The following is a 22,021-nucleotide window of genomic DNA, read 5'->3' as shown; positions in this document are numbered from 1 at the left end:
ATTGGCCTGAACCCCCACGCTAAAGGCTTATACGTTTTTTAGAACTGTGGCGCCGGTTCGTAGTCATTTGTAATAAGGGCGCACCATTTCGTGTTCACGGCGGCGGAATTGGCGTCGTGAATCCATGGAAAACGGCTATGGATTCGATAGGCCGCTATTTTTCCAACATGGTCTACCCTCTGATCAGACGTCTGAAACAAGGGGAATATCCATGCTCGCGCATCTTCCACCGGCCTTACAGAATCTGCAGTTACCGCTTCGTCTGCGACTCTGGGATGGCCATGAATTTAATCTGGGGCCGGCGCCCAGCGTGACGATTGTGGTCAAGGACCCACAAATGGTTACCCAGTTCACCCATCCCAGCCTGGACTCGTTAGGCGCAGCGTTTGTCGAAGGAAAGCTGGAACTGGAAGGTTCCATCAGCGATGTGATCCGCGTCTGTGATGAATGGAGCCAGGCGCTGCTTGACGAGGCTGATGACAACCAGCCTGTGCGCACCCTCCACGACAAGGAAACCGACGCCAAGGCAATTTCTTACCACTACGACCTGTCCAATGCGTTTTATCAGCTGTGGCTCGACAGCGACATGGCCTATTCGTGCGCCTATTTCGAGACCGGCAGCGAAACCCTTGAGCAAGCCCAGCAAGCCAAATTCCGTCACCTGTGCCGCAAACTGCGTTTGCAGCCTGGCGAGTATTTGCTGGATGTCGGTTGTGGTTGGGGAGGATTGGCACGTTTTGCGGCCCGAGAGTTTGGCGCGAAAGTGTTCGGCATAACCCTCAGTAAAGAGCAATTAGCCTTGGCCCGTGAACGCGTAAAAGAGGAAGGGCTGGAGGACTTGATCGAGTTGCAGTTGCTGGACTATCGCGATCTGCCGCAGGACGGTCGTTTCGACAAAGTGGTCAGCGTCGGCATGTTTGAACACGTGGGTCATGCCAATCTGGCCGAGTACTGCAAGACGCTGTTCGGTGCGGTAAAAGAGGGCGGTCTGGTAATGAACCATGGCATCACCGCCAAACACATTGATGGCCGTCCCGTCGGACGCGGTGCCGGTGAGTTCATCGAGAAGTATGTGTTCCCCAACGGTGAGCTCCCGCATCTGGCGATGATCTCTGCCGAGATCAGCGATGTCGGGCTGGAAATCGTCGATGTCGAGAGCCTGCGCCTGCACTATGCGCGAACGCTGGATCATTGGAGCGAGCGCCTCGAAGACAACCTTGAAGCGGCGTCCAGGCTGGTGCCTGGCCAAGTGTTGCGGATCTGGCGCCTGTATCTGGCGGGATGTGCTTACGCCTTTGCCAGAGGCTGGATCAACCTGCACCAGATTCTCGCGGTGAAAGCCCACGCCGATGGCAGTCATGAACTGCCATGGACCCGGGACGACATCTACATTTAGAGGATCGGTGAAATAAGCCGGGCGACCCGCATGCCGAGGTGTTGCAGTCGACGGGTCTCCCGGCTTTCTTCTTTGGCGATTTCGTGGGCATTGGCGAAATCATCGCTGAGCATCTGATCCACCTCGGCGGCAAACGCGCGGTCAACCGTCAGCAGCATCACTTCGAAGTTCAACCGGAACGAGCGGTTATCCATGTTGGCACTGCCAATGGCGCTGATTTCACTGTCGATCAATACCACTTTCTGATGCAAGAACCCGGGCTCGTAGCGGAACACCCGCACACCCGCACTCACCGCTTCAAAGGCATAGAGACTGGAAGCGGCGTAGACCACGTGATGGTCGGCTCGGGAAGGCAGCAGAATCCGCACATCCACACCACGCAGCACTGCCAATCGCAGTGCCGCGAACACGGCTTCATCGGGGATGAAGTAGGGGGTGGTGATCCACACTCGTTCCGTCGCCGCGTGGATGGCGTCGACGAAGAATAAGGAACAGGTCTCGTAAGCGTCCGCCGGGCCGCTGGCGAGCAATTGGCACAGCACGCCGTCTTCTGGATAAACCTGCGGCAGAATCAGCGGCGGTAACGCACGTGCGGCCCAGAACCAATCTTCGGCAAAGGATTCCTGCATGCAGGCCACAACGGGTCCACGGACCCGCACATGGGTATCGCGCCAGGGCGCCAAGGGTGGTTTTTCTCCCATGTACTCATCGCCAACGTTGTGCCCGCCGACGAATCCGAGGAAGCCGTCCACAACGACGATCTTGCGATGGTTGCGGAAGTTCACTTGAAAGCGATTGAGCCAGCCGCTGCGGGTAGCGAAGGCTTTGACCTGGACACCGCCATCGCGCAACGCCTGTACATAACTGCGAGGCAGAGAGTGGCTACCGATTCGGTCGTACAGCAGGTAAACCGCAACGCCTTCGGCCGCTTTCTTTAGCAGCAACTTTTGCAGGCGTTGGCCGAGGCGGTCATCGTGGATGATGAAGAACTGTACCAGTACGGCCTGTTTCGCTTGATCGATGGCTTTGAAAATGGCGTCGAAGGTTGCCTGCCCGTTGATCAGCAGGCGCACCTCGTTGTTGGCCAGGCACGGCATATGGCCCAGCTTCGGCATCGCTCTTAATGAGTCGTATGCGGTGGACGCACGGGCGGTGAGCGCCTCCTCTACCCAAGGGCGCCAGTTGAGCTCAGAGATGGCCTTGCGCATTTCCTCGTTGGCTTGGCGCCTTGCCTTGATATATGCGTCGAAAGAACTGCGACCGAATATCAGATACGGAATGAGCATCAGGTAGGGCATGAAAAAAAGTGACAGCGCCCACGCAATCGAGCCTTGCGCGGTTCGAACGGTCAACACGGCGTGTATCGCGGCGATCATGCCCAGCGTATGCAGCAGGGCGATGGTATAGCCGAAAATATGCGGTCCGAAGTAATCCATAGTGGGGCAGCCTTGCTCCTGAAGATTCAGTGCTTAACAGACCATGTTCTGTGCAGAATGTCGCTATTTAATTGGCCTATGAACCGACGCCTTTGGTTGACGTCTAACGGCCACTACTGATCAGGAGTTACTTGATGAACGTTCGTCTACTGGGTTTGGCCATGGCGCTTGGTTTGGCACTTCCTGTGGCCGCTCAGGCACAGATGCTGCAACCGGGTTTATGGGAATTGACTACAAGCAACATGAAGGTCGATGAGCAGAACATGCCTGATCTGCAACTGCTCCTCGGTCAGATTCAAAATCAGATCACCCCTGAGCAACGCGCACAGTTGGAGAAACAGGGCATCACTATGGGTGGCAAAGGTATTCGGGCGTGCCTGACTCCCGAGCAGGTCAAGACCGACAACATTCCACTGACGGATCCGCAATCGGGATGCAAACAGGAGATTACCGAGCGTACGGGTAACCAGTGGAAGTTCCGCTTCAGCTGCCCGAGGGCGCAGGGAGCAGGCGTCGCCACGTTCTTGAGTGATCGTGAGTTCACCACCAAGGTCAATGGCACTTTCAATGCCACCGGTCTTCAGCAGAAGGGCAGTCTTGAGTCTCGCGCCGTATGGTTAGGGCAAGATTGCGGGACGGTCAAACCGCGCGCTTAAAAGCTATGTCGTTCCCCAGTTGAAAAGACTCTCGGCAACGGCGTCGTGAGCATGAAGACTTTCAGCGTGAATAACACGAATATGAAAAGCCTTGATGCCTGGGGAACGTTTCAATGCCTGATTCAAGCGCCGTGCAGCATCTTCGCAGAACATCAAATTCTGACCATTGGCCAAGGCAAATGCTTGCTCGTCGGCGCGTTTTACCGCGGTTTGAACGGCAGTGCCCAAGGCTGTTTCTGCGTTGTTGATGAGCGCAACCAATGGCAGGTCTTTCAGGCGCTCGTCGAATCTCAAGCGCAATTGCGCCGTGCTTCGTTGACTGTGGGGCGTTGCAACGATGCCCTTGGTCGAGCCCAGCCACGCCAGAATCTCCGTGTGTTGCAAGGAGCGGTTGGCGAAGTCCCGGGCGAATTGTTGCTGAATCAACTGACGTGAAAGGGCCGCTGAACAGGGGCAAGTTGCGGAATAAAGCAGCTCGGTTTTTAGTTCCACGTGGAACATATCGTTCTTTAAGCGAGCTTCGATGCTGACCGGGTAGCTTTTCCAGCCTTCCAAAGGGCTAAGCATCGCGGTTCTTTTCAACAGTAGATCCGTGCGTATTTTCAAGTAAGCGCGATTGGCCAATCCCTTATGGCTGTCTAGAAAATGGCGCAGAACCTGAAGTATTAAATCTGGAGAAAGGGTTTCTCGTTCGAGCAACTCAAGCGCCAGATATAGCCGGGACATGTGTATGCCCCGCGCATTTCCATCATCCAGGCTCACGCCTGCATCGGCTTTTGCACTCAGCCGTTGGCCATCAAAAATAACAGGAAGAGCAATGCCACACATCCCGACCCATTCCAGTGGGATGGGGTGATGGGAGGGGGACGCCTGCGCGGCAATATCCGGCAAAGTCAGCGCATTCATGAGCAAGGTCCATCGCAGAGGTTGTTTTTACTATGTTATAGTATAACAATGCAGTTCGACGATACCTTTTCTTAAGCGAGGACAACGCTGATGTCAAACCGCCTGCCCGTAACCGTCCTCTCCGGCTTTTTAGGTGCCGGAAAAAGTACACTTCTTAATTACATACTACGTAATCGCGAAAATTTGCGGGTCGCTGTGATTGTTAATGACATGAGTGAAATCAACATCGATGGCAGTGAAGTCCAACGGGACGTCAGCCTCAATCGTGCTGAAGAAAAACTCGTCGAAATGAGCAATGGCTGCATTTGCTGCACGCTGCGCGAAGACTTGCTGGAGGAAGTCAGCAAGCTCGCCAGGGACGGCCGCTTTGATTACCTGTTGATCGAATCCACAGGCATTTCCGAACCGCTGCCGGTGGCGGAAACCTTCACGTTTCGCGATGAAACCGGGCAGAGCCTCGCCGATATCGCCCGGCTCGATACGATGGTCACGGTCGTCGACGGCATGAACTTTTTGCGCGACTACCAGGCAGCAGAAAGCCTGGCCTCCCGTGGCGAAACACTTGGCGAAGCGGACGAGCGCTCAATTACCGACCTGCTGATCGAACAAATTGAATTCGCCGATGTGATCCTCGTGAGCAAGATCGATCTGATCAGTCGCTGCGAGCGCGAGGAACTGATCGCCATACTTGAGCGACTCAACGCTCAGGCGGCCATCATTCCGATGGTGATGGGTGAGATTCCCTTGGAGAAAATCCTCAACACCGGCCGCTTCGACTTCGAAAAAGCGGCCCAGGCGCCGGGCTGGTTGCAGGAAATGCGTGGCGAACATGTACCGGAAACCGAAGAGTACGGCATTGCCTCCAGCGTTTACCGTGCGCGCCGACCGTTCCATCCCCAGCGTTTTTTCAGCTTCATTGACGGGGAATGGATTAACGGCAAATTGCTGCGCTCCAAAGGGTTTTTCTGGTTGGCGAGCAAACACATGGACGCGGGTAGCTGGTCCCAGGCCGGAGGAATGATGCGTTACGGTTTCGCCGGGCGCTGGTGGCGTTTCGTACCGAAGAACCAATGGCCACAAGACGCGGAAAGTACGGCCGCAATCATGGAGAACTGGAGCGCTGCTGCCGGAGATTGCCGGCAGGAACTGGTCTTCATCGGTCAAAACATCGACTTCGTACAACTGAATGCCGAGCTTGATGATTGCCTGCTGACGGATGATGAAATGGCGCTGGGCGTCGAGGGCTGGAGTGTGTTTGCGGACCCGTTTGGCCCTTGGTATGAAGAGGCCGCCTGATTATCGGTCTGCACGTTGAGGCGTGAGCCAGGTGCCCTGGCTCTGAGCCTCGCAATAAGGCTTCAAATACGCCGCGTCGCTGGCAACGCCGTAATAGTGAATATCCTGCCGGTAAGGCATATTGGCGACTTGAGCGTTGCTGCAAACACCGAAGGCGCCACCCGGGCATTGATCGACGTATTCCACTGAGACCTTCTGCCCGGGCAGGGTCGGCTGGCAGAAGCCATCGGCGAACAGTTTTTCCGGGATATTGCGATTCTGCTGGCAGACTTTCACATCAAGGCGTTCAGCCTGACTGTGAATCACGCAGGCCTGGGCCAGTGCTTCACCGCAGGCAAGCGCCCACAGCAACGAAAAAATCCACCGCATCCATTACCTCCTTAGAAAACACCGACCATGTTGCAGAACATTCCCACGCACGTCATTGCTGGCCCGTTGGGCGCCGGCAAGACCAGCCTGATCAAGCACCTGCTGGCTCAACGGCCGATCGATGAGCGGTGGGCGGTGTTGATCAACGAGTTCGGCCAGATCGGCCTCGACGCGGCGCTGCTGACCTCGCAGAGCGATGGTATCGCTCTGGGAGAAGTGGCCGGCGGTTGCGTGTGTTGCGTCAACGGCGCGCCGTTTCAGATCGGCCTTGGGCGCCTTTTGCGCAAGGCGCAACCGGATCGCCTGTTCATCGAGCCCTCCGGGCTGGGGCATCCGGCGCAATTGCTCAGGCAACTGAGCGAGGCACCGTGGCAAGGGGTGTTGGCTGTTCAGCCCAGCGTGTTGGTGCTGGATGCCCAAGCGCTCGCGGATGGTAAGCCACTGCCTGTGACACAACAGGAGGCGCTGAACGGCGCCGGATTGTTGTTGCTGAACAAGTCTGAGCATCTCGACGAAGAACACCGCACGCAGATTGCCGCTCGACTGCCTTCGCGTCCGATGTATTGGACGCAAAATGCCGTTTTACCCTTGGTCGAGTTGCCGGGTTTGGCAGCTCAGGCCGTGGCAGGTGTGGATAACTTCGTTGCGCCCAAGGGGTTGGCGCAGATGCCTGCGGTTTGGCCTGATCCCGCGTTGCCCATCTGCTTGAGTCAGCAGCAGGACAGCGGCTGGAGCATCGGTTGGCGTTGGCACCCGAGCCAGATATTCGATGCGACGCTGATCGAGCGGTGGCTGTCAGGGCAGGTCTGGCGTCGTGCGAAGCTGGTTATCCACAGTGACGCGGGATGGGTTTCAGCTAATGCAGTGGATAACTCGGCGCTGGATTGGCAGCCCATCGAGTGGCGGCAGGATTCGCGCCTGGAGCTGATTTTCAGTGAGCCGCAGGATGTCGACGTCCTGCAAAGCCAGTTGAAAGGTTGCCGTACGACACCGCGTTAACGGTTCAAGGCCGCCACTTGGTGTGTTCTTGGCGCCACTGGCTCAACTCAATCACTTCGGCACGAGGTTTCACCACATCAACGACAGTTTCTGTCTCTGCATGCGGCATAGGGTAGGGCGCCAATTCGATGTGTGCGCTGTGCGCGCCAAACTGGGTGATGGTGCCGTTATGGCGGGTTTCGCCCGTCACGGTGAATTCGAAGTTATATACACGGCCCAGACGTCGACGACCGTTGGCGTCTTTGATGAAGGCGATTTTTTTCAGTGCAACGTTGCCATCCAGCAACTCGACGCCAAGTTTGCTGCAATGCTGCTTGACCCGTTCCAGCGCCCGCTCGCGCAAGCCGTGGTTGTGCCATAGCCATGCGCCCGCGGTGGCGAACAGCATCAGCACGAAAATATTTCCTAGGGTCAGCATCAACAGATTGCTCCAACAAGAGAGTGTCAGCTTAACTGCGTCGCCGGTCTGTCGTACAGACTGCGTTTAGTCGCATACTGCGCGGCTAGAATTTCAATCGTTTTACGGAAACTCACCGCATGAAACGTACGCCTCATTTGCTCGCTATCCAGTCCCACGTGGTGTTCGGTCACGCCGGCAACAGTGCCGCGGTATTCCCGATGCAGCGGGTCGGGGTGAATGTCTGGCCGCTCAACACCGTACAGTTCTCCAACCACACCCAGTACGGCCAGTGGACCGGGGATGTGTTATCGCCCCATCAGATTCCTGACCTGGTCGAAGGCATTGCGGCGATTGGCGAGCTGGGCAACTGCGATGCCATCCTCTCCGGTTACCTTGGCAGTGCGGCCCAGGGTCGGGCGATTCTGACCGGTGTGGCACGAATCAAGTCGATGAATCCCAAAGCGCTGTATTTGTGCGATCCGGTCATGGGCCATCCCGAGAAGGGCTGCAGCGTGCCGGCTGAAGTCAGTGACTTCCTGTTGGAAGAAGCCGCTGCCGTGGCGGACTTCATGTGCCCGAATCAATTGGAGCTGGACAGCTTCTCAGGGCGCAAGCCGAAATCGCTGTTTGATTGCCTGGCGATGGCCCGCGCGCTGCTGGCGCGTGGCCCGAAGGCGGTGCTGGTCAAACATCTGGATTATCCCGGAAAATCCTCGGATGTCTTTGAAATGTTATTGGTGACGACAGAAGGCAGCTGGCATCTGCAGCGTCCATTGTTGGCGTTTCCGCGTCAGCCGGTGGGTGTCGGCGACCTGACTTCCGGGCTTTTTCTGGCCCGCGTGCTGTTGGGTGACAGCCTGGTGGCGGCGTTCGAATTTGCTGCATCGGCGGTGCATGAGGTGCTGCTGGAAACCCAGGCTTGTGCCAGTTACGAGCTGGAGCTGGTGCGGGCTCAGGACCGGATTGCCCATCCGCGGGTGAGGTTCGAGGCGACTTCGATCAGTTTGTAATCAGATCACGGCAAAAAGATCGCAGCCTGCGGCAGCTCCTACAAGCTGCCGCAGGCTGCGATTTTTTGCTTAAGCGTCGCCCTTGATTTCCTGATAACGCTTTTCCAGTTCCTGACGAATCTGGCGGCGTTGCTGAGCCTGGATGAAGCGCCGTTTGCTCTCGCTGTTGTCCGGTTGCAGTGGCGGTACCTGGGCAGGTTTGCGCTGATCATCGACCGCGACCATGGTGAAGAAGCAGCTGTTGGTGTGACGGACCGAGCGTTCGCGGATGTTCTCGGTCACGACCTTGATGCCCACTTCCATGGAGGTGTTGCCGGTGTAGTTCACCGATGCAAGAAAGGTCACCAATTCGCCGACATGGATCGGCTCGCGAAAAATCACCTGGTCTACCGACAAGGTCACTACATAGCGTCCGGCGTAACGACTGGCGCACGCGTAAGCCACTTCGTCCAGGTATTTGAGCAGGGTGCCACCGTGAACATTGCCAGAGAAGTTGGCCATGTCGGGGGTCATCAATACCGTCATCGACAGTTGGGCATTTCCGGGTTCCATAGCATTCTCACGGGTTAAGGCAACGTTTGAGGGATGCACCTCTGCGGGTGCCTCAGCGGTTTTTTTCAAACCAGCAGTTATCGGGACGCCGTGCGCCTGTGCGCCGTCACGCCTAATCGATCTGTTTCCATATATTGCACCGCCTTTCTGCTGCAAGTCGCGGTGTTACCCTGCAAAAGCCCCAGCCTCGAGGGCAATTCCTACAAGTAACTCAGATTTTTCCTCAGCTCAATCTGACCGTTCTTACGGCTGGATTTTGGGCAATGACATCCAGGGAGCGCCACGCCATGCATGCCATCAGTTTCATTCAAGATCTGGCAGTGATCATGTTGATCGCAGGCGTGGTGACCGTGGTGTTTCATCGCCTCAAGCAACCGGTGGTGCTGGGGTATATCGTTGCCGGTTTCATCATCGGCCCGCACACCCCCCCGTTCGGACTGATTCACGACGAAGAGACCATCAAGACCCTGGCGGAGCTCGGGGTGATTTTCCTGATGTTTTGCCTGGGCCTGGAGTTCAGTCTGCGCAAGCTGTTCAAGGTCGGTGCCACAGCCTTCATCGCAGCGTTCCTGGAAATCGTGCTGATGATCTGGATCGGCTACGAGATCGGCCGCTGGTTCGACTGGAACACGATGGACTCGCTGTTCCTGGGCGCGATCCTGGCGATTTCTTCGACCACCATCATCGTCAAGGCGCTCAATGATCTGAAACTGAAGAATGAGCGGTTTGCTCAGCTGATTTTCGGTGTGCTGATCGTCGAAGACATTCTGGGCATCGGCATCATCGCGTTGCTGTCGAGTATCGCTGTCAGTGGTACGGTCAGCTCCGGCGAGGTGTTTTCCACCGTCGGCAAGCTCTCGCTGTTCATGATCGTTGCGTTGGTCCTCGGCATTCTGATGGTGCCGCGGTTGCTGGCTTACGTGGCCAAGTTCGAAAGCAACGAAATGCTCCTGATCACGGTGCTGGGCCTGTGTTTCGGCTTCTGCCTGCTGGTGGTCAAGCTCGAATACAGCATGGTGCTGGGTGCGTTCCTGATTGGCGCGATCATGGCCGAATCGCGGCAATTGCTGAAGATCGAGCGCCTGATCGAACCGGTTCGCGACTTGTTCAGTGCAATCTTTTTCGTGGCGATCGGGCTGATGCTCGACCCGACGATCCTGCTGCAGTACGCCTGGCCGATTGCGGTGATCACGGTAGCCGTTGTGCTCGGCAAGATGTTGTCCTGCGGCCTGGGTGCCTTTATCGCCGGAAACGATGGACGAACCTCTTTGCGCGTCGGGATGGGTCTTTCACAGATCGGCGAATTTTCTTTCATCATCGCCGCGCTGGGCATGACCTTGCAGGTCACCAGCAACTTTCTATACCCGGTGGCGGTGGCTGTTTCGGTGATCACGACCTTGCTCACGCCTTATCTGATTCGCGCAGCCGATCCATTGTCGATCAAACTTGCGCAGGTCATGCCCGAGCGTCTGGGAAGGGTGTTGGGGATGTACGGCGAGTGGTTGCGCAGTATCCAGCCGCAGGGAGAGGGCGCCTTGCTGGCATCGATGATTCGACGGATATTGCTGCAGGTGGGGGTCAATCTGGCGCTGGTGGTTGCGATTTTCTTCTCGGGTGCGTTTTTTGCCGAGCGGATGGCTGCCTACTTTGAAGAATGGATCAGCGACCCGAGTTGGCAGAAAGCGTTGATCTGGGGCGGAGCGCTGTTGTTATCGCTGCCATTCCTGATCGCGGCGTACCGCAAGTTAAAGGCATTGTCGATGTTGCTGGCGGAAATGGGCGTGAAACCGGAGATGGCCGGGCGGCACACGCAGCGAGTGCGACGGGTGATCGCCGAAGTGATCCCGATCCTGTCGCTGCTGGTGATCTTCCTGCTATTGGCAGCCTTGTCGGCCAGTATTTTGCCGACCAACAAGTTGCTGCTGCTGATCGCCATCGTTGCAGCCGCCGTGGCGGCGCTGCTGTGGCGTTGGTTCATTCGCGTGCACACGCGGATGCAGGTGGCTTTGCTGGAAACTCTCGACAACCACAAGGAGTCGTCCGGGCATTGACCACCGGCATCGGCTGAATCAGCTTTCCAGCCAGACATCCCGTGCCCAGTGCCACACCGACTCCCAGGTTTCTTCGGCGATCAGCTCTTCTTCGGCCTGCCAAAGCACCACGGTGCCGTCTTCTTCGACGCAGTAGTAATCGTCACCGTCCTGGCAGATCGGGATCAGGCTGCGATCAACGCCGGCATCCCAGGCGTTGGCAGCAACGTCCGGCAGGTAAGTGTGGGATTGCGGGTCGGTGACGGTCACCGGCTCCAGGCTGCCGTAGACCACGTCGCTGACGGTCAGCAGAAATTCTCTGAAGACAAACGGAATGTCGATGAACAGTTGTTCCTCGATTTCCACCAGCTGGTCTTCGTCGGGCAGCTCCAAGGGGACCGGTACCGGTTCGTTGGCTTCACGCAGTTGTTCGATGATTTCTTCCACGTCCGGGATCCTCTTGCTTGTATGGCGCGGTTTATATGGGGCGGTTTATACAGTAGCTTGCTATAGATGCAACCGCGAAATAGAAAACCCCAGCCAAAGCTGGGGTTTTCATTACAGCACGTGAAACGCGGAGTCGGGATCAGCCGTTCTGGCGGATACCGGCCACGAGCCAAGGCTGGTTCTCGCCCTGAGCGCGTTCCATGTTCCAGCTTTCGCTGAAGACTTCGCCCTGGTCGAAACGCGAGGTTTTCGACACGCCGTTGAAGGTCAGGGTAGCGATGGTCTTGTCGGCACGATCATCCACACCGTCCAGCTGCACATTGAGGTTATCTATGTAGGTGGACTGGAAACCGTCGCCCAGGTCGGCACGTTCGCGCTTGAGGAACTCCAGCATTTGCGGGGTCACGAACTCGGCAATCTTGTCCATTTCGTTTGCGTCCCAGTGCTGTTGCAGGGACTGGAAGTGATTGCGCGCTGCTTCGATGAAGTTCTGTTCGTTGAACCAGGCTGGAGCGTTGATGACCGGACGAGCGGCGACTGGTGCTGCCGCGCCGCCGAAGATCGAACCGCCAGCAGGTTTCTGTTCAAATGCTTCACGCTGCATCGGCGGGGCGTAGCCTGCCGGAGCCATGTGCGGCTGCTGCTTGCGGCGGCGGGCGGCGATGAAACGGAAGACCAGGAAAGCGATGACCGCCATGATCAGGATGTCGAAGATCTGCATGCCCTGGAAGCCGTCGCCCATGAACATGGACGCCAACAGGCCACCTGCGGCGATGCCGGCCAGAGGGCCGAGCCAGCGCGAAGCGCCACCGGCCTTGGCAGCGGCGCCTGCGGCACCGGCAGCACCAGCGGTCGCCGCAGCGCCGCCCATGCCTGGAGAAGAAGGAGCCATCTGGCTGGTTTGGTGTGTCGGCGCAGCGCCGGCGCTTTTGCCACCACCGAAGCGCTTGGCGGCATTGACGTCGAGACTCATCGTCAGGCCGATGCACAACGCCATGGCGATGCTAAGAAAACGTTTCATAAAGGGAATTCCCATTTGTGGAAGGCACGCGCGCCATGTTGCACAGGTGAAGTGTTACTGGCTAGCGGCAGAGTGTTTCGGGCTTTTGCCTGACAGGTTGGGTTCAGCTCTGTCGGCGCTAGAGGACCCGTATACTTTGGTCTGTAGGATTTGTGATTTAGTTCGGAAGGAATGATTCCTGTAGGAGCGAGCTCGTTCGCGAAAAAACCAAGGGCAGCGCGTTCATCTAGAAAAACGCGCCATCGTTGACGACCTTCGCGAGCAAGCTCGCGCCTACAGAAAGTCTTGTTATATGGCTTCCAGCTTGGCGTAACCCAGCATTAGCCACTTGCTGCCTTCGCTGAAATTCACCTGCACCCGCGCCTGAGCGCCGGCACCCTCAAAATTGAGGATCACGCCGTCACCAAAGATTGAGTGGCGCACTGTCTGACCCAGACTGAATCCGGTTTCCGGAATCTCGCTGCCGCTGAACAGGTTGCTGCCATTCATCGACTGATTACCGCCGAACGGACGACTCACGCTATTGGAGAGTCGCACTTCCTGAATCAGGCCTTTCGGCACCTCGCGTACGAAGCGCGACACTTTGTTGTAGGTTTCGCTGCCGTACAGTCGTCGGGTTTCAGCATAGGTCATCACCAGATTCTGCATGGCGCGAGTAATGCCGACATAAGCCAGGCGCCGTTCTTCTTCAAGACGACCGGGCTCTTCCAGGCTCATCTTGTGCGGGAACAGGCCTTCTTCCATGCCAACGAGGAACACGTACGGGAACTCCAGACCCTTGGCGCTGTGCAGGGTCATCAACTGAATGCTGTCTTCGTGTTCGTCGGCCTGAGTGTCACCGGCTTCCAGCGATGCATGACCGAGGAACGCCGCCAGTGGCGTCAGATCCTCGTCCTCTTCGCTGTTTTCAAAGTTACGCGCGGCGCTGACCAATTCCTCGAGGTTTTCTACCCGTGCCTGGCCTTTCTCACCTTTTTCCGCTTCGTGGTAGGCGATCAAGCCTGATTGCTCGATGACGGTCTGGGTCATCAAGTGCAACGGCATCTCCATGCACTTGGCGGCGAGGTTTTCGATCAGTTCGATGAAGGCCCCCAGAGCACCCGCCGCACGGCCGGTCAGGCCCTTGTTGGCCACCAGCTGGCGCATCGCTTCCCACATCGACACATCGCTGTGGCGCGCATGGTCTCGAATGGCTTCTACGGTTTTTTCGCCGATGCCACGGGCCGGTACATTGATCACTCGCTCAAGCGCCGCATCATTACCGCGGCCTTCGAGCAGGCGCATATAGGCCATGGCGTTCTTGATTTCCGCCCGTTCGAAGAAGCGCTGGCCGCCATAGATGCGGTACGGGATGCGCTCGCGCAACAAGGCTTCTTCCAGAACGCGCGATTGGGCGTTGGAGCGGTACAGAATCGCAATATCGCTGCGGGAAAGGCCTGTTTTCAGCGCGCTTTCGATGGTTTCGACAACGTAGCGCGCTTCGTCGTGTTCGTTGAACGCGGCGTACAGGTTGATCGCTTCGCCGTCGCCGCCATCGGTCCACAGCTCTTTGCCAAGACGCCCGGTGTTGTTGGCGATCAAGGCGTTGGCTGCCTTGAGAATCCCGGCGGTGGAGCGGTAGTTTTGCTCCAGACGAATGGTCTCGGCGTCGGGGAAGTCTTCGGAGTACTGGTAGATGTTCTCGATTTTCGCGCCGCGCCAGCCATAAATCGACTGATCGTCGTCGCCGACGACCATCAGGCTGTCGCCACCCTTGGCCAACAGACGCAACCAGGCGTACTGCACGGCGTTGGTGTCCTGGAATTCGTCCACCAGGATGTGTCGGAAGCGTTTTTGATAGTGCGCCAGCAGGCCTGGATGATCGCGCCACAGGTCGAGGGCGCGCAGCAGCAATTCGGAGAAGTCGATGACGCCCGCGCGCAGGCACGCCGCCTCGTAGGCTTCATAAATGCTGCGCATGGTGGCCAGGAACAGGTCGCCGCTGGCTTGAATGTGTTGCGGGCGCAGGCCTTCGTCTTTCTGCCCGTTGATGAACCATTGGGCCTGCCGGGCCGGCCAGCGTTGCTCGTCCAGACCCAGCTCACGGATCACCCGTTTGACCAGACGTTGCTGGTCATCGCTATCAAGAATCTGGAAGGTCTGGCTCAGGCCGGCTTCCTGCCAGTGCGCCCGCAGCAACCGGTGTGCCAGACCGTGGAAGGTGCCGACCCACATGCCGGCCGGGTTGATACCCATCAACTGCTCGATGCGATGTCGCATCTCGGCAGCGGCCTTATTGGTGAAGGTCACCGACAGTATGGAGTGGGGCGAGGCGTTTTCAACCTGGATCAACCAGGCGATACGGTGCACCAGCACTCGGGTTTTACCGGAACCAGCACCGGCCAGGACCAACTGACGACCCACGGCGGCGGCTACGGCCTGGCGTTGGGCATCGTTGAGAGAATTCAGCAGAAGGGAGAGATCATCGCGCATCGGGGCATTCTAGGGGGCGGCGGCACACCGGGCAAACCCCGGTTTGCTTTTGCCGATGAAAGATCGTTCGGGACGACTGGTCGGTCATCGGTCGCAGACGTTGGCGGGGCGCCCTCATGGCCTTTTCATGACCATTGGGAGGGATCGCAGCTTTGGCGATTTATTGATCAACAGCAGTTTGGTACAGGCTCCCGCTTGTGTATGCTCCGTCGACGTTTCGGGCTACATGCTCGTCATTATAAGAACAAGAATATCGCCTATGACCCTCAGCTCCGACCTGTCGGGCCCCACTGTGGAGCCCCGGGTGATCCGCAAACAGTACGCCATGGAAATGGCGGTCGAACGCACGCGCCTGCTGTATCAGGGTTCGTTGCTGCCCACATTATTCATGCTGATCAATGGTCTGGTGTGCGCCGGTTTACTCTGGATCCCGCAGCGCCATTTTCTACTCAGCGTTTGGTTGATCTGGTTGTTGTCGCTGGTGGCATTGCGTGTCATTCAGGTGGCAGCCTTTGACTCGGCAATCCCTCACCGCCAGGCCAATCCGATCTGGCGTCGCATGTTTTTGCTCGGCTCTGGCCTGACCGGGTTGACTCTGGCAGGCGCCGGTATCGCCCTGGTACCTGCCGATAACTTCATCCAGCAAGCGTGGGTTTTCGGTCTGATCGGTGCGGCAGCACTCTCGGCCAGTGTGGCCTATGCGGTCAGCTTGCCGGCCTTCCTGTCGTTTACCTTGCCCTGCCTGTTGCCGGCCATTGCCTATATGTTTTGGAGCGGTGACGAACAACAGCACGGCTGGGGATGGTTTGGGTTGATCCTGCTCGGCGCGCTGAGCGTCGTTGCCTGGCAAGTCAATCGGGTGATCGATCGTGGATTGGTGCGGCGCTTTCAGAATCAGGCGCTGATCGAGCATTTGCAGCAAGCTCGAAACGACAGCGATCAGCTCAACCAGAAACTTGCTCGGGAGGTCGACCAGCGTCGACGGGCCGAGGACGAACTGCGTCAGGTTCAAACCGGGCTGGAAAGCCGCGTTGCCCTGCGCAGTCTGGAACTGGACGCCGCCAACCAGGCCTTGAGCAAAAGCGAGGCGCGTCTGGCACTGGCGTTGAAAGCCAGCGAACTTGGGTTGTGGGACTGGAATCTGCAAACCGACGAAGTACATCACACGCAGATTCAAGAGTTGTTCGGGCTCGAACCGGATCAGGTGACAGCGATATTGCGCCACCTCAAGCCACGCTTGCACCCTGATGACCTTCCGACACTGCGTCGGGCATTGGTCGAGCATTTGAAGGGCCGCAGCGAGGATTACCAGGTCGAGTACCGTGTGCGTCATGGTGCAGGTCATTGGGTCTGGATCGAGGACCGGGGGCGTGCGGTCGAGCGCAGTGCAAACGGCCGAGTGATCCGCATGGTCGGGACCCGTCGTGACATCAGCGTCAGCAAGGCGCTGGAAGAACAACAACAATTGGCAGCAACGGTGTTTGAGGCGGCCAGCGAAGGCATCGTGATTTTCGACCCCGATTACGCGTTGCTTTCGGTCAACCAGGCCTTTAGCCAAGTGACGGGCTATGGCATTGAAGAGGTTCTTGGACGCAACGTGGTCGAGTTGCCTTGCAGTCGCGATGCACGCCGTCATTACGCAACCATCCATCAGGCGTTGGAGCAGCATGGCCGTTGGCAAGGCGAACTGGTGGAAACCCGCAAGAACGGCGAAATGTATCCCCAATGGCTGCAGCTCAATACGGTTCGCGATCGGCGAGGACGTGTCAGTCACATCGTCGGCTTCTTTGCTGATCTTTCCGCAAGGCGCGAATCCGAAGAACGCATGCGTTACCTGACGCACTATGACGAACTGACGGGGCTGGCAAATCGTTCGCTGTTTCGCGAACGGCTCAATGAAGCGCATCAACGAGTACGCCAGGGTGGTCATCGCAGTCTGGCATTGCTGCACATCAATCTGGACCGCTTCAAGTTGCTCAATGACAGCCTTGGTCATGAAATCGCCGATCAGTTGCTGAAGACAATGACCCGTCGCCTGGTCAGCGCGCTGCCGGAGGCCGATACCATCGCTCGGCTGTCCGGCGACGAGTTCGCCGTGTTGTTCAACGCTTACGGCAACCTGTCCAGCCTGGCGCGTGTGGCAACACGACTGGCAACCAAATTGCGCGTACCGGTTGCGGTTGAAGGGCACGAATTGGTGATCAGTGCCTCCATGGGCATCAGTCTGCTGCCAGACAATGCCCGGGAAATTTCCGCGTTGGTCAGCCAGTCGAACATGGCCATGCAACATGCCAAGCATTTGGGCGGTAACAATTTCCAGTTTTATACCGACAGCTTGCAAGCCAGCACGCTGGAGCGTTTGCATCTGGAAAACCAGTTGCGCAAAGCCGTTGAAGAAAAGCAACTCAAGGTGTTTTACCAACCGAAACTGTGTCTCGCCACGGGGCGGCTGAATGCCGCCGAAGCACTGGTGCGCTGGGATCATCCGACCATGGGGCGCGTGCCGCCCGGGGACTTTATCGGGTTGGCCGAGGAAACCGGGCTGATCGGTCCGATCGGTGAATTCGTGTTGCGCCAAGCCTGCTGGCAAGCCTGCGAGTGGCAGCGTCTGGGGCTTGAACCGATCCGTGTGTCGGTCAATTTATCGGTGCATCAGTTGCGTCAGGGCAAACTGGTCAGCCTTGTGCGACAGGTGCTGGAGGAAACCGGGCTGGCGCCCCACCTGTTGGAGTTGGAGCTGACCGAAAGCCAGTTGCTGGACAGTGTCGAGCACATCATCGCGACGTTTGAGCAGTTGCGCGATCTTGGGGTGAAACTGGCAATCGATGATTTCGGCACCGGTTACTCGTCTCTGAGCTACCTCAAGCGCATCCCGGTGGATTACGTAAAGATCGACCAGGCGTTTATTCGGGGACTGGGGGAGGGCACCGCCGATACGGCGATCACTCGAGCGATCATCGCCATGGCGCACGGCTTGTCGCTGAAGGTGGTCGCCGAAGGCGTGGAGCGGCAGGAGCAGCTGGAGTTTCTGAAAGTCGAGCGCTGCGATGAAGTGCAGGGGTATCTGATCAGTCGGCCGGTCGAAGCGTTGGATCTGGCTGAGCTACTAGGCCGGAGTGAAAAGGCCTTGTAGGGCTACATGGAGTGAACGACGCGTGAAATGGGGACATTGAGTTACGCATTGAGCGGGCAAAAAGCCGATTCATGTAGTATAACTACAAGCGTGCTACATCTCCGGCTCCTGCCAACAATAAAGAGTCCAGCCCTTTGAATCTGCTGCAACACATCGCCCAGTCTCGCCACCTGTTACGCAAGTCGGAGCTCAAGGTCGCCGACCACGTGCTGCTCGATCCTGCGGCCGTGATGCACAGTTCCATGGCCGATCTGGCCCACAGCGTGGGCATTAGCGAGCCGACCATCGTGCGTTTTTGCCGTGCCATCGGTTGTTCCGGGTTTCAGGACCTGAAGCTGAAGCTGGCCCAAAGCCTGGCGGCAGGTGCGAGTTTCGGCCAGTTTGCGATCCATGAGGATGATTCGGTCGCCGACTACAGCCTGAAAATCTTCGACACGACGTTGCATACCCTGATGGAAGTTCGCGAGAAGCTCGATCCGCTGGAGTTGCAGCGGGCCGTGACTTTGATGTCCCAGGCTCAGCGTGTCGAGTTCTACGGCTTCGGCGCTTCCGGTGCGGTCGCGGCGGACGCCCAGCACAAATTTTTCCGTCTGCTGCTGACGGCGGCGGCGTATTCCGACCCGCATATGCAAGCGATGTCCGCGGTAACGCTCAAGCCTACCGACGTGGCGATCTGCATTTCCCAGTCCGGACGTTCCAAGGATTTGTTGATCACCGCAAACCTGGTGCGCGAAAGCGGCGCTTCGTTGATCACCTTGTGCCCAAGCCAGACACCGTTGGCTGAGCTGTCGACCGTCAACCTGGCGATCGATGTGCATGAGGACACGGAAATCTACACGCCGCTGACTTCGCGTATCGCTCACCTGGTGGTGATCGACGTGCTGGCGATGGGCGTGGCCATGGCGCGCGGCCCGAGCCTGGTCAATCACCTCAAGAGCGTGAAGCGCAGCCTGCGCAGCTTGCGGTTGTCGCCCAAGTCGGTCAAAGCGCTGGACGACTAACATCAAAAGATCGCAGCCTGCGGCAGCTCCTACAGGTTTTCACATTCCTGCGTAGGCGCTGCCGAAGGCTGCGATCTTTGCTTATGAATGTTCATCTCCCTGTAACGCCCAAGCCGCCAAACCGTCATCCCCCACGCCTATCTTGAAACTCCCGTACTCGCCTTGGGAGACTCGAAATGGCCCCTTACGAAGAACGCAACAGCGCTGTCAAAACCCGTCGCCAGCAAGAAGATCAGCGTCGCATGGAATTTCGCCGCGCCATCGAAGATCGCTGCGAACGCCGTCAGCTTCTGGCCGAAATCGGCGACTTCCCCGAGCTGGAGCTCAACTTCTGGCAGGCATCCCCCTCGACTTCCCGTCGAAACGCTCAACCAGTGCGCTGATTTGAATACGTTCACTGCGAATAAATGCAAGGAAGGCGTGAGCCACCGGTGACAGGCGTTTCGCCTTGGCCTGCACCAGGCACCAGCTGCGCAATAGCGGCAGTTCTTCGACCGGCAACTCGATCAACCCGCCGGTCGCCAACTCAAGGTTCAGGGCGTGGCGCGTCAACAGCGCAACGCCCAGGCCTGCCAGCACGCATTCACGCTGGGCTTCGGCCGACGAGACTTCCTGAGTCTGGTTGAAGTGCACGCGCTTCTCTTTGAAATACTCCTCGCATGCCAGCCTCGTACCCGAACCGGTTTCGCGCAGTAATAATGTATAGGGCTCAAGATCCTGCAAGCGCAGCGGCCCCATATGACACAGTGGATGATCCGGAGGCGCGACGGCGACGATCGGGTTGTTGAGGAATGGCAAGAATTCCAGGCCCATGTCCTGGGGCACCATGGACATGATCACCAGATCGTCGCGGTTATCCGACAAGCGCCGAATCACTTGTCCGCGATTGACTACAGTCAGCTGCAGATTCACTTCCGGGTGCTGGCGTTTAAATGCGGCGAACAGGTGCGGCACGAAATACTTGGCGCTGGATTCCACTGCCAGTTTCAGCTGACCCTGCAACGAGCCCTGCATGTCCGACAGCTGCATATCGAGGTTTTCCAGGCGCCCGAAAATGTCCCGACTGGCTCGCTGTAACGCTTCAGCGGCTTCGGTCATGTAGAGCTTTTTGCCGACGTAATCGAACAATGGCTGGCCGACGAGCTCCTCAAGTTGACGAATCTGTAGGCTGACGGCAGGTTGTGTGAGTGACATTTCGTCGGCTGCGCGGCTGTAGGATCGTAAATCGCAGACCTCGTTGAAAATCTGCAGTTGACGCAATGTCATACGCATCAATGACTTACGCATTGGTTAACGCTCCAGCCGAGGGGTGATGTTTCAACTATAAGTCTTTACTTATGCATGACCCAATAATTATTCATTTTTGTTAATCCCTTGTGAGCGCTAGTGTGGCCCTGCGACTAAATTGAAACATTTGGTCACGCGTCGACCTGGGTCTAGCAGGTCGTGGGTACCACCGGCTCAAGGGAAACTCCAAGTGATAACAAAGATCCTGATCGCCAACCGTGGTGAGATTGCCGTACGAATCGTACGTGCCTGTGCCGAAATGGGCATTCGCTCGGTCGCGATCTATTCCGACGCCGACCGTCATGCTTTGCACGTCAAGCGTGCAGACGAGGCCCACAGCATTGGTGCCGAGCCACTGGCCGGTTACCTGAACCCGCGCAAGCTGGTGAACCTGGCTGTGGAAACCGGATGCGACGCACTGCACCCAGGTTACGGATTCCTGTCGGAAAATGCCGAACTGGCGGAAATTTGCGCCGAACGCGGGATCAAATTCATCGGTCCATCGGCTGAAGTCATTCGCCGCATGGGTGACAAGACTGAAGCTCGCCGCAGCATGATCAAGGCCGGCGTGCCAGTCACGCCAGGTACTGAAGGCAACGTGTCGGGCATCGAAGAAGCCCTGACCGAAGGCGATCGCATCGGTTACCCGGTGATGCTCAAGGCCACTTCCGGTGGTGGCGGTCGCGGCATTCGTCGCTGCAACAGCCGTGAAGAACTCGAACAAGCATTCCCGCGTGTCATTTCCGAAGCCACCAAGGCCTTCGGTTCGGCGGAAGTGTTCCTGGAAAAGTGCATCGTCAATCCGAAGCACATCGAAGCGCAGATCCTCGGCGACAGCTTTGGCAACGTGGTTCACCTGTTCGAGCGTGACTGTTCGATCCAGCGCCGCAACCAGAAGCTGATCGAAATCGCCCCGAGCCCGCAACTGACCCCGGAACAGCGCGCGTACATCGGTGACCTGTCGGTGCGTGCAGCCAAGGCCGTGGGTTACGAGAACGCCGGCACCGTGGAGTTCCTGCTCGCCGAGGGCGAGGTGTACTTCATGGAGATGAACACTCGGGTGCAGGTGGAACACACCATCACCGAAGAAATCACCGGCATCGACATTGTCCGTGAGCAGATTCGCATTGCCTCCGGCCTGCCGCTTTCGGTGAAACAGGAAGATATCCACCACCGTGGTTTCGCCCTGCAATTCCGGATCAACGCCGAAGATCCGAAGAACAACTTCCTGCCGAGCTTCGGCAAGATCACGCGCTATTACGCCCCCGGCGGTCCTGGCGTGCGCACCGACACGGCGATCTACACCGGCTACACCATTCCGCCGTACTACGACTCCATGTGCTTGAAACTGGTCGTTTGGGCGCTGACCTGGGAAGAGGCGATGGACCGTGGCCTGCGCGCCCTCGACGACATGCGTCTGCAAGGGGTCAAGACCACCGCCGCTTACTACCAGGAAATCCTGCGTAACCCGGAATTCCGTAGCGGCCAGTTCAACACCAGCTTCGTTGAAAGCCACCCTGAACTGACCAACTACTCGATCAAGCGCAAACCCGAAGAGCTGGCCCTGGCCATCGCCGCCGCCATCGCCGCCCACGCAGGCCTGTGAGGAA

At 57.7% G+C, this 22,021-nt stretch carries 19 protein-coding genes; 10 read left to right on the top strand and 9 right to left on the bottom strand.

Going from position 1 to position 22,021, the window contains the following annotated elements; all coding sequences use genetic code 11:
• The first annotated feature begins 211 nt into the window (after positions 1 to 211).
• The gene (cfaB, locus tag AD668_RS26915; RefSeq protein WP_053164012.1) at positions 212 to 1,396 is read left to right on the top strand and encodes a C17 cyclopropane fatty acid synthase CfaB; all 1,185 of its coding nucleotides are present in this window, start codon (positions 212 to 214) and stop codon (positions 1,394 to 1,396) included.
• Here cfaB and cls read toward each other — a convergent pair.
• On the bottom strand, positions 1,393 to 2,832 hold the full coding sequence (gene cls, locus AD668_RS26910) for a cardiolipin synthase (protein ID WP_053164011.1): 1,440 nt from the start codon (positions 2,830 to 2,832) through the stop codon (positions 1,393 to 1,395). The two genes, cfaB and cls, sit on opposite strands and share 4 nt — an antisense overlap.
• Positions 2,833 to 2,966: 134 nt before the next feature.
• On the opposite strand from cls, the gene AD668_RS26905 reads away from it, so the two are divergent.
• Positions 2,967 to 3,488, top strand: a complete 522-nt coding sequence (locus AD668_RS26905; protein WP_053164009.1) for a DUF3617 domain-containing protein — start codon at positions 2,967 to 2,969, stop codon at positions 3,486 to 3,488.
• Positions 3,489 to 3,491: 3 nt separating this feature from the next.
• On the opposite strand, the gene folE2 is transcribed toward AD668_RS26905, so the two are convergent.
• Entirely contained in the window at positions 3,492 to 4,394 is a 903-nt protein-coding gene (folE2, locus tag AD668_RS26900) for a GTP cyclohydrolase FolE2 (RefSeq protein WP_053164008.1), read from the bottom strand.
• Positions 4,395 to 4,484: 90 nt separating this feature from the next.
• Here folE2 and zigA point away from each other — a divergent pair, with 90 nt between their 5' ends.
• Positions 4,485 to 5,690: a zinc metallochaperone GTPase ZigA gene (zigA, locus tag AD668_RS26895; RefSeq protein ID WP_053164006.1), complete on the top strand. Its 1,206-nt coding sequence runs from the start codon at positions 4,485 to 4,487 to the stop codon at positions 5,688 to 5,690.
• Here the strand turns inward: zigA and AD668_RS26890 are convergent, their stop codons facing one another.
• Positions 5,691 to 6,059: a hypothetical protein gene (locus AD668_RS26890; protein WP_053164005.1), complete on the bottom strand. Its 369-nt coding sequence runs from the start codon at positions 6,057 to 6,059 to the stop codon at positions 5,691 to 5,693.
• Positions 6,060 to 6,086: 27 nt separating this feature from the next.
• Between AD668_RS26890 and AD668_RS26885 the strand changes: the two genes are divergently transcribed.
• Positions 6,087 to 7,058: a GTP-binding protein gene (locus tag AD668_RS26885; RefSeq protein WP_053164002.1), complete on the top strand. Its 972-nt coding sequence runs from the start codon at positions 6,087 to 6,089 to the stop codon at positions 7,056 to 7,058.
• Between the two features lie 4 nt (positions 7,059 to 7,062).
• Here the strand turns inward: AD668_RS26885 and AD668_RS26880 are convergent, their stop codons facing one another.
• On the bottom strand, positions 7,063 to 7,476 hold the full coding sequence (locus tag AD668_RS26880) for a DUF3301 domain-containing protein (protein WP_053164000.1): 414 nt from the start codon (positions 7,474 to 7,476) through the stop codon (positions 7,063 to 7,065).
• 119 nt (positions 7,477 to 7,595) lie between these two features.
• On the opposite strand from AD668_RS26880, the gene pdxY reads away from it, so the two are divergent.
• On the top strand, positions 7,596 to 8,468 hold the full coding sequence (gene pdxY / locus AD668_RS26875; protein WP_053163997.1) for a pyridoxal kinase PdxY: 873 nt from the start codon (positions 7,596 to 7,598) through the stop codon (positions 8,466 to 8,468).
• 69 nt (positions 8,469 to 8,537) lie between these two features.
• Here the strand turns inward: pdxY and AD668_RS26870 are convergent, their stop codons facing one another.
• Positions 8,538 to 9,020, bottom strand: coding sequence for an acyl-CoA thioesterase (locus AD668_RS26870; protein WP_007971685.1), 483 nt, complete (start codon positions 9,018 to 9,020; stop codon positions 8,538 to 8,540).
• A 287-nt stretch (positions 9,021 to 9,307) separates the two neighbouring features.
• On the opposite strand from AD668_RS26870, the gene AD668_RS26865 reads away from it, so the two are divergent.
• The gene (locus tag AD668_RS26865) at positions 9,308 to 11,071 is read left to right on the top strand and encodes a cation:proton antiporter (protein ID WP_053163995.1); all 1,764 of its coding nucleotides are present in this window, start codon (positions 9,308 to 9,310) and stop codon (positions 11,069 to 11,071) included.
• Between the two features lie 18 nt (positions 11,072 to 11,089).
• Here the strand turns inward: AD668_RS26865 and AD668_RS26860 are convergent, their stop codons facing one another.
• The 3 genes from AD668_RS26860 to uvrD form a co-directional block, all read right to left on the bottom strand.
• Positions 11,090 to 11,497, bottom strand: a complete 408-nt coding sequence (locus AD668_RS26860; protein WP_053163993.1) for an SMI1/KNR4 family protein — start codon at positions 11,495 to 11,497, stop codon at positions 11,090 to 11,092.
• Positions 11,498 to 11,636: 139 nt separating this feature from the next.
• Positions 11,637 to 12,518, bottom strand: a complete 882-nt coding sequence (locus tag AD668_RS26855) for a Tim44 domain-containing protein (protein WP_053163991.1) — start codon at positions 12,516 to 12,518, stop codon at positions 11,637 to 11,639.
• Positions 12,519 to 12,806: 288 nt separating this feature from the next.
• Positions 12,807 to 14,990: a DNA helicase II gene (gene uvrD / locus AD668_RS26850; protein WP_053163989.1), complete on the bottom strand. Its 2,184-nt coding sequence runs from the start codon at positions 14,988 to 14,990 to the stop codon at positions 12,807 to 12,809.
• A 259-nt stretch (positions 14,991 to 15,249) separates the two neighbouring features.
• Here uvrD and AD668_RS26845 point away from each other — a divergent pair, with 259 nt between their 5' ends.
• The 3 genes from AD668_RS26845 to AD668_RS29265 all read left to right on the top strand — a co-directional run bounded on the left by AD668_RS26845 (position 15,250) and on the right by AD668_RS29265 (position 19,507).
• A complete protein-coding gene (locus tag AD668_RS26845) occupies positions 15,250 to 18,123 on the top strand; it encodes an EAL domain-containing protein (protein ID WP_053163987.1) in 2,874 nt (957 codons plus the stop codon).
• A gap of 134 nt (positions 18,124 to 18,257) precedes the next feature.
• Positions 18,258 to 19,124, top strand: coding sequence for a transcriptional regulator HexR (hexR, locus tag AD668_RS26840; RefSeq protein ID WP_007954250.1), 867 nt, complete (start codon positions 18,258 to 18,260; stop codon positions 19,122 to 19,124).
• A 176-nt stretch (positions 19,125 to 19,300) separates the two neighbouring features.
• The gene (locus tag AD668_RS29265) at positions 19,301 to 19,507 is read left to right on the top strand and encodes a PA3496 family putative envelope integrity protein (protein ID WP_082344574.1); all 207 of its coding nucleotides are present in this window, start codon (positions 19,301 to 19,303) and stop codon (positions 19,505 to 19,507) included.
• Here AD668_RS29265 and AD668_RS26835 read toward each other — a convergent pair.
• The gene (locus AD668_RS26835; RefSeq protein WP_053163985.1) at positions 19,449 to 20,411 is read right to left on the bottom strand and encodes a LysR family transcriptional regulator; all 963 of its coding nucleotides are present in this window, start codon (positions 20,409 to 20,411) and stop codon (positions 19,449 to 19,451) included. The genes AD668_RS29265 and AD668_RS26835 overlap by 59 nt on opposite strands.
• 190 nt (positions 20,412 to 20,601) lie before the next feature.
• Between AD668_RS26835 and AD668_RS26830 the strand changes: the two genes are divergently transcribed.
• Positions 20,602 to 22,017, top strand: coding sequence for an acetyl-CoA carboxylase biotin carboxylase subunit (locus AD668_RS26830; RefSeq protein ID WP_008045577.1), 1,416 nt, complete (start codon positions 20,602 to 20,604; stop codon positions 22,015 to 22,017).
• Positions 22,018 to 22,021: the final 4 nt, after the last annotated feature.

The organism is Pseudomonas sp. P1.8, from assembly GCF_001269805.1.
GTDB lineage: Bacteria > Pseudomonadota > Gammaproteobacteria > Pseudomonadales > Pseudomonadaceae > Aquipseudomonas.
This window is presented reverse-complemented; position numbering and strand designations above follow the sequence as displayed.

Excerpts from the sequence above, each read along its gene's own strand:
- uvrD (WP_053163989.1), bottom strand. The coding sequence starts at position 14,990 with ATGCGCGATGATCTCTCCCTTCTGCTGAATTCTCTCAACGATGCCCAA.
- AD668_RS26865 (WP_053163995.1), top strand. The coding sequence starts at position 9,308 with ATGCATGCCATCAGTTTCATTCAAGATCTGGCAGTGATCATGTTGATC.
- cls (WP_053164011.1), bottom strand. The coding sequence starts at position 2,832 with ATGGATTACTTCGGACCGCATATTTTCGGCTATACCATCGCCCTGCTG.
- zigA (WP_053164006.1), top strand. The coding sequence starts at position 4,485 with ATGTCAAACCGCCTGCCCGTAACCGTCCTCTCCGGCTTTTTAGGTGCC.
- AD668_RS26835 (WP_053163985.1), bottom strand. The coding sequence starts at position 20,411 with ATGCGTAAGTCATTGATGCGTATGACATTGCGTCAACTGCAGATTTTC.
- cfaB (WP_053164012.1), top strand. The coding sequence starts at position 212 with ATGCTCGCGCATCTTCCACCGGCCTTACAGAATCTGCAGTTACCGCTT.
- AD668_RS29265 (WP_082344574.1), top strand. The coding sequence starts at position 19,301 with ATGGCCCCTTACGAAGAACGCAACAGCGCTGTCAAAACCCGTCGCCAG.
- AD668_RS26905 (WP_053164009.1), top strand. The coding sequence starts at position 2,967 with ATGAACGTTCGTCTACTGGGTTTGGCCATGGCGCTTGGTTTGGCACTT.
- AD668_RS26870 (WP_007971685.1), bottom strand. The coding sequence starts at position 9,020 with ATGGAACCCGGAAATGCCCAACTGTCGATGACGGTATTGATGACCCCC.
- AD668_RS26885 (WP_053164002.1), top strand. The coding sequence starts at position 6,087 with ATGTTGCAGAACATTCCCACGCACGTCATTGCTGGCCCGTTGGGCGCC.
- AD668_RS26880 (WP_053164000.1), bottom strand. The coding sequence starts at position 7,476 with ATGCTGACCCTAGGAAATATTTTCGTGCTGATGCTGTTCGCCACCGCG.
- pdxY (WP_053163997.1), top strand. The coding sequence starts at position 7,596 with ATGAAACGTACGCCTCATTTGCTCGCTATCCAGTCCCACGTGGTGTTC.
- AD668_RS26845 (WP_053163987.1), top strand. The coding sequence starts at position 15,250 with ATGACCCTCAGCTCCGACCTGTCGGGCCCCACTGTGGAGCCCCGGGTG.
- AD668_RS26855 (WP_053163991.1), bottom strand. The coding sequence starts at position 12,518 with ATGAAACGTTTTCTTAGCATCGCCATGGCGTTGTGCATCGGCCTGACG.
- folE2 (WP_053164008.1), bottom strand. The coding sequence starts at position 4,394 with ATGAATGCGCTGACTTTGCCGGATATTGCCGCGCAGGCGTCCCCCTCC.
- AD668_RS26890 (WP_053164005.1), bottom strand. The coding sequence starts at position 6,059 with ATGCGGTGGATTTTTTCGTTGCTGTGGGCGCTTGCCTGCGGTGAAGCA.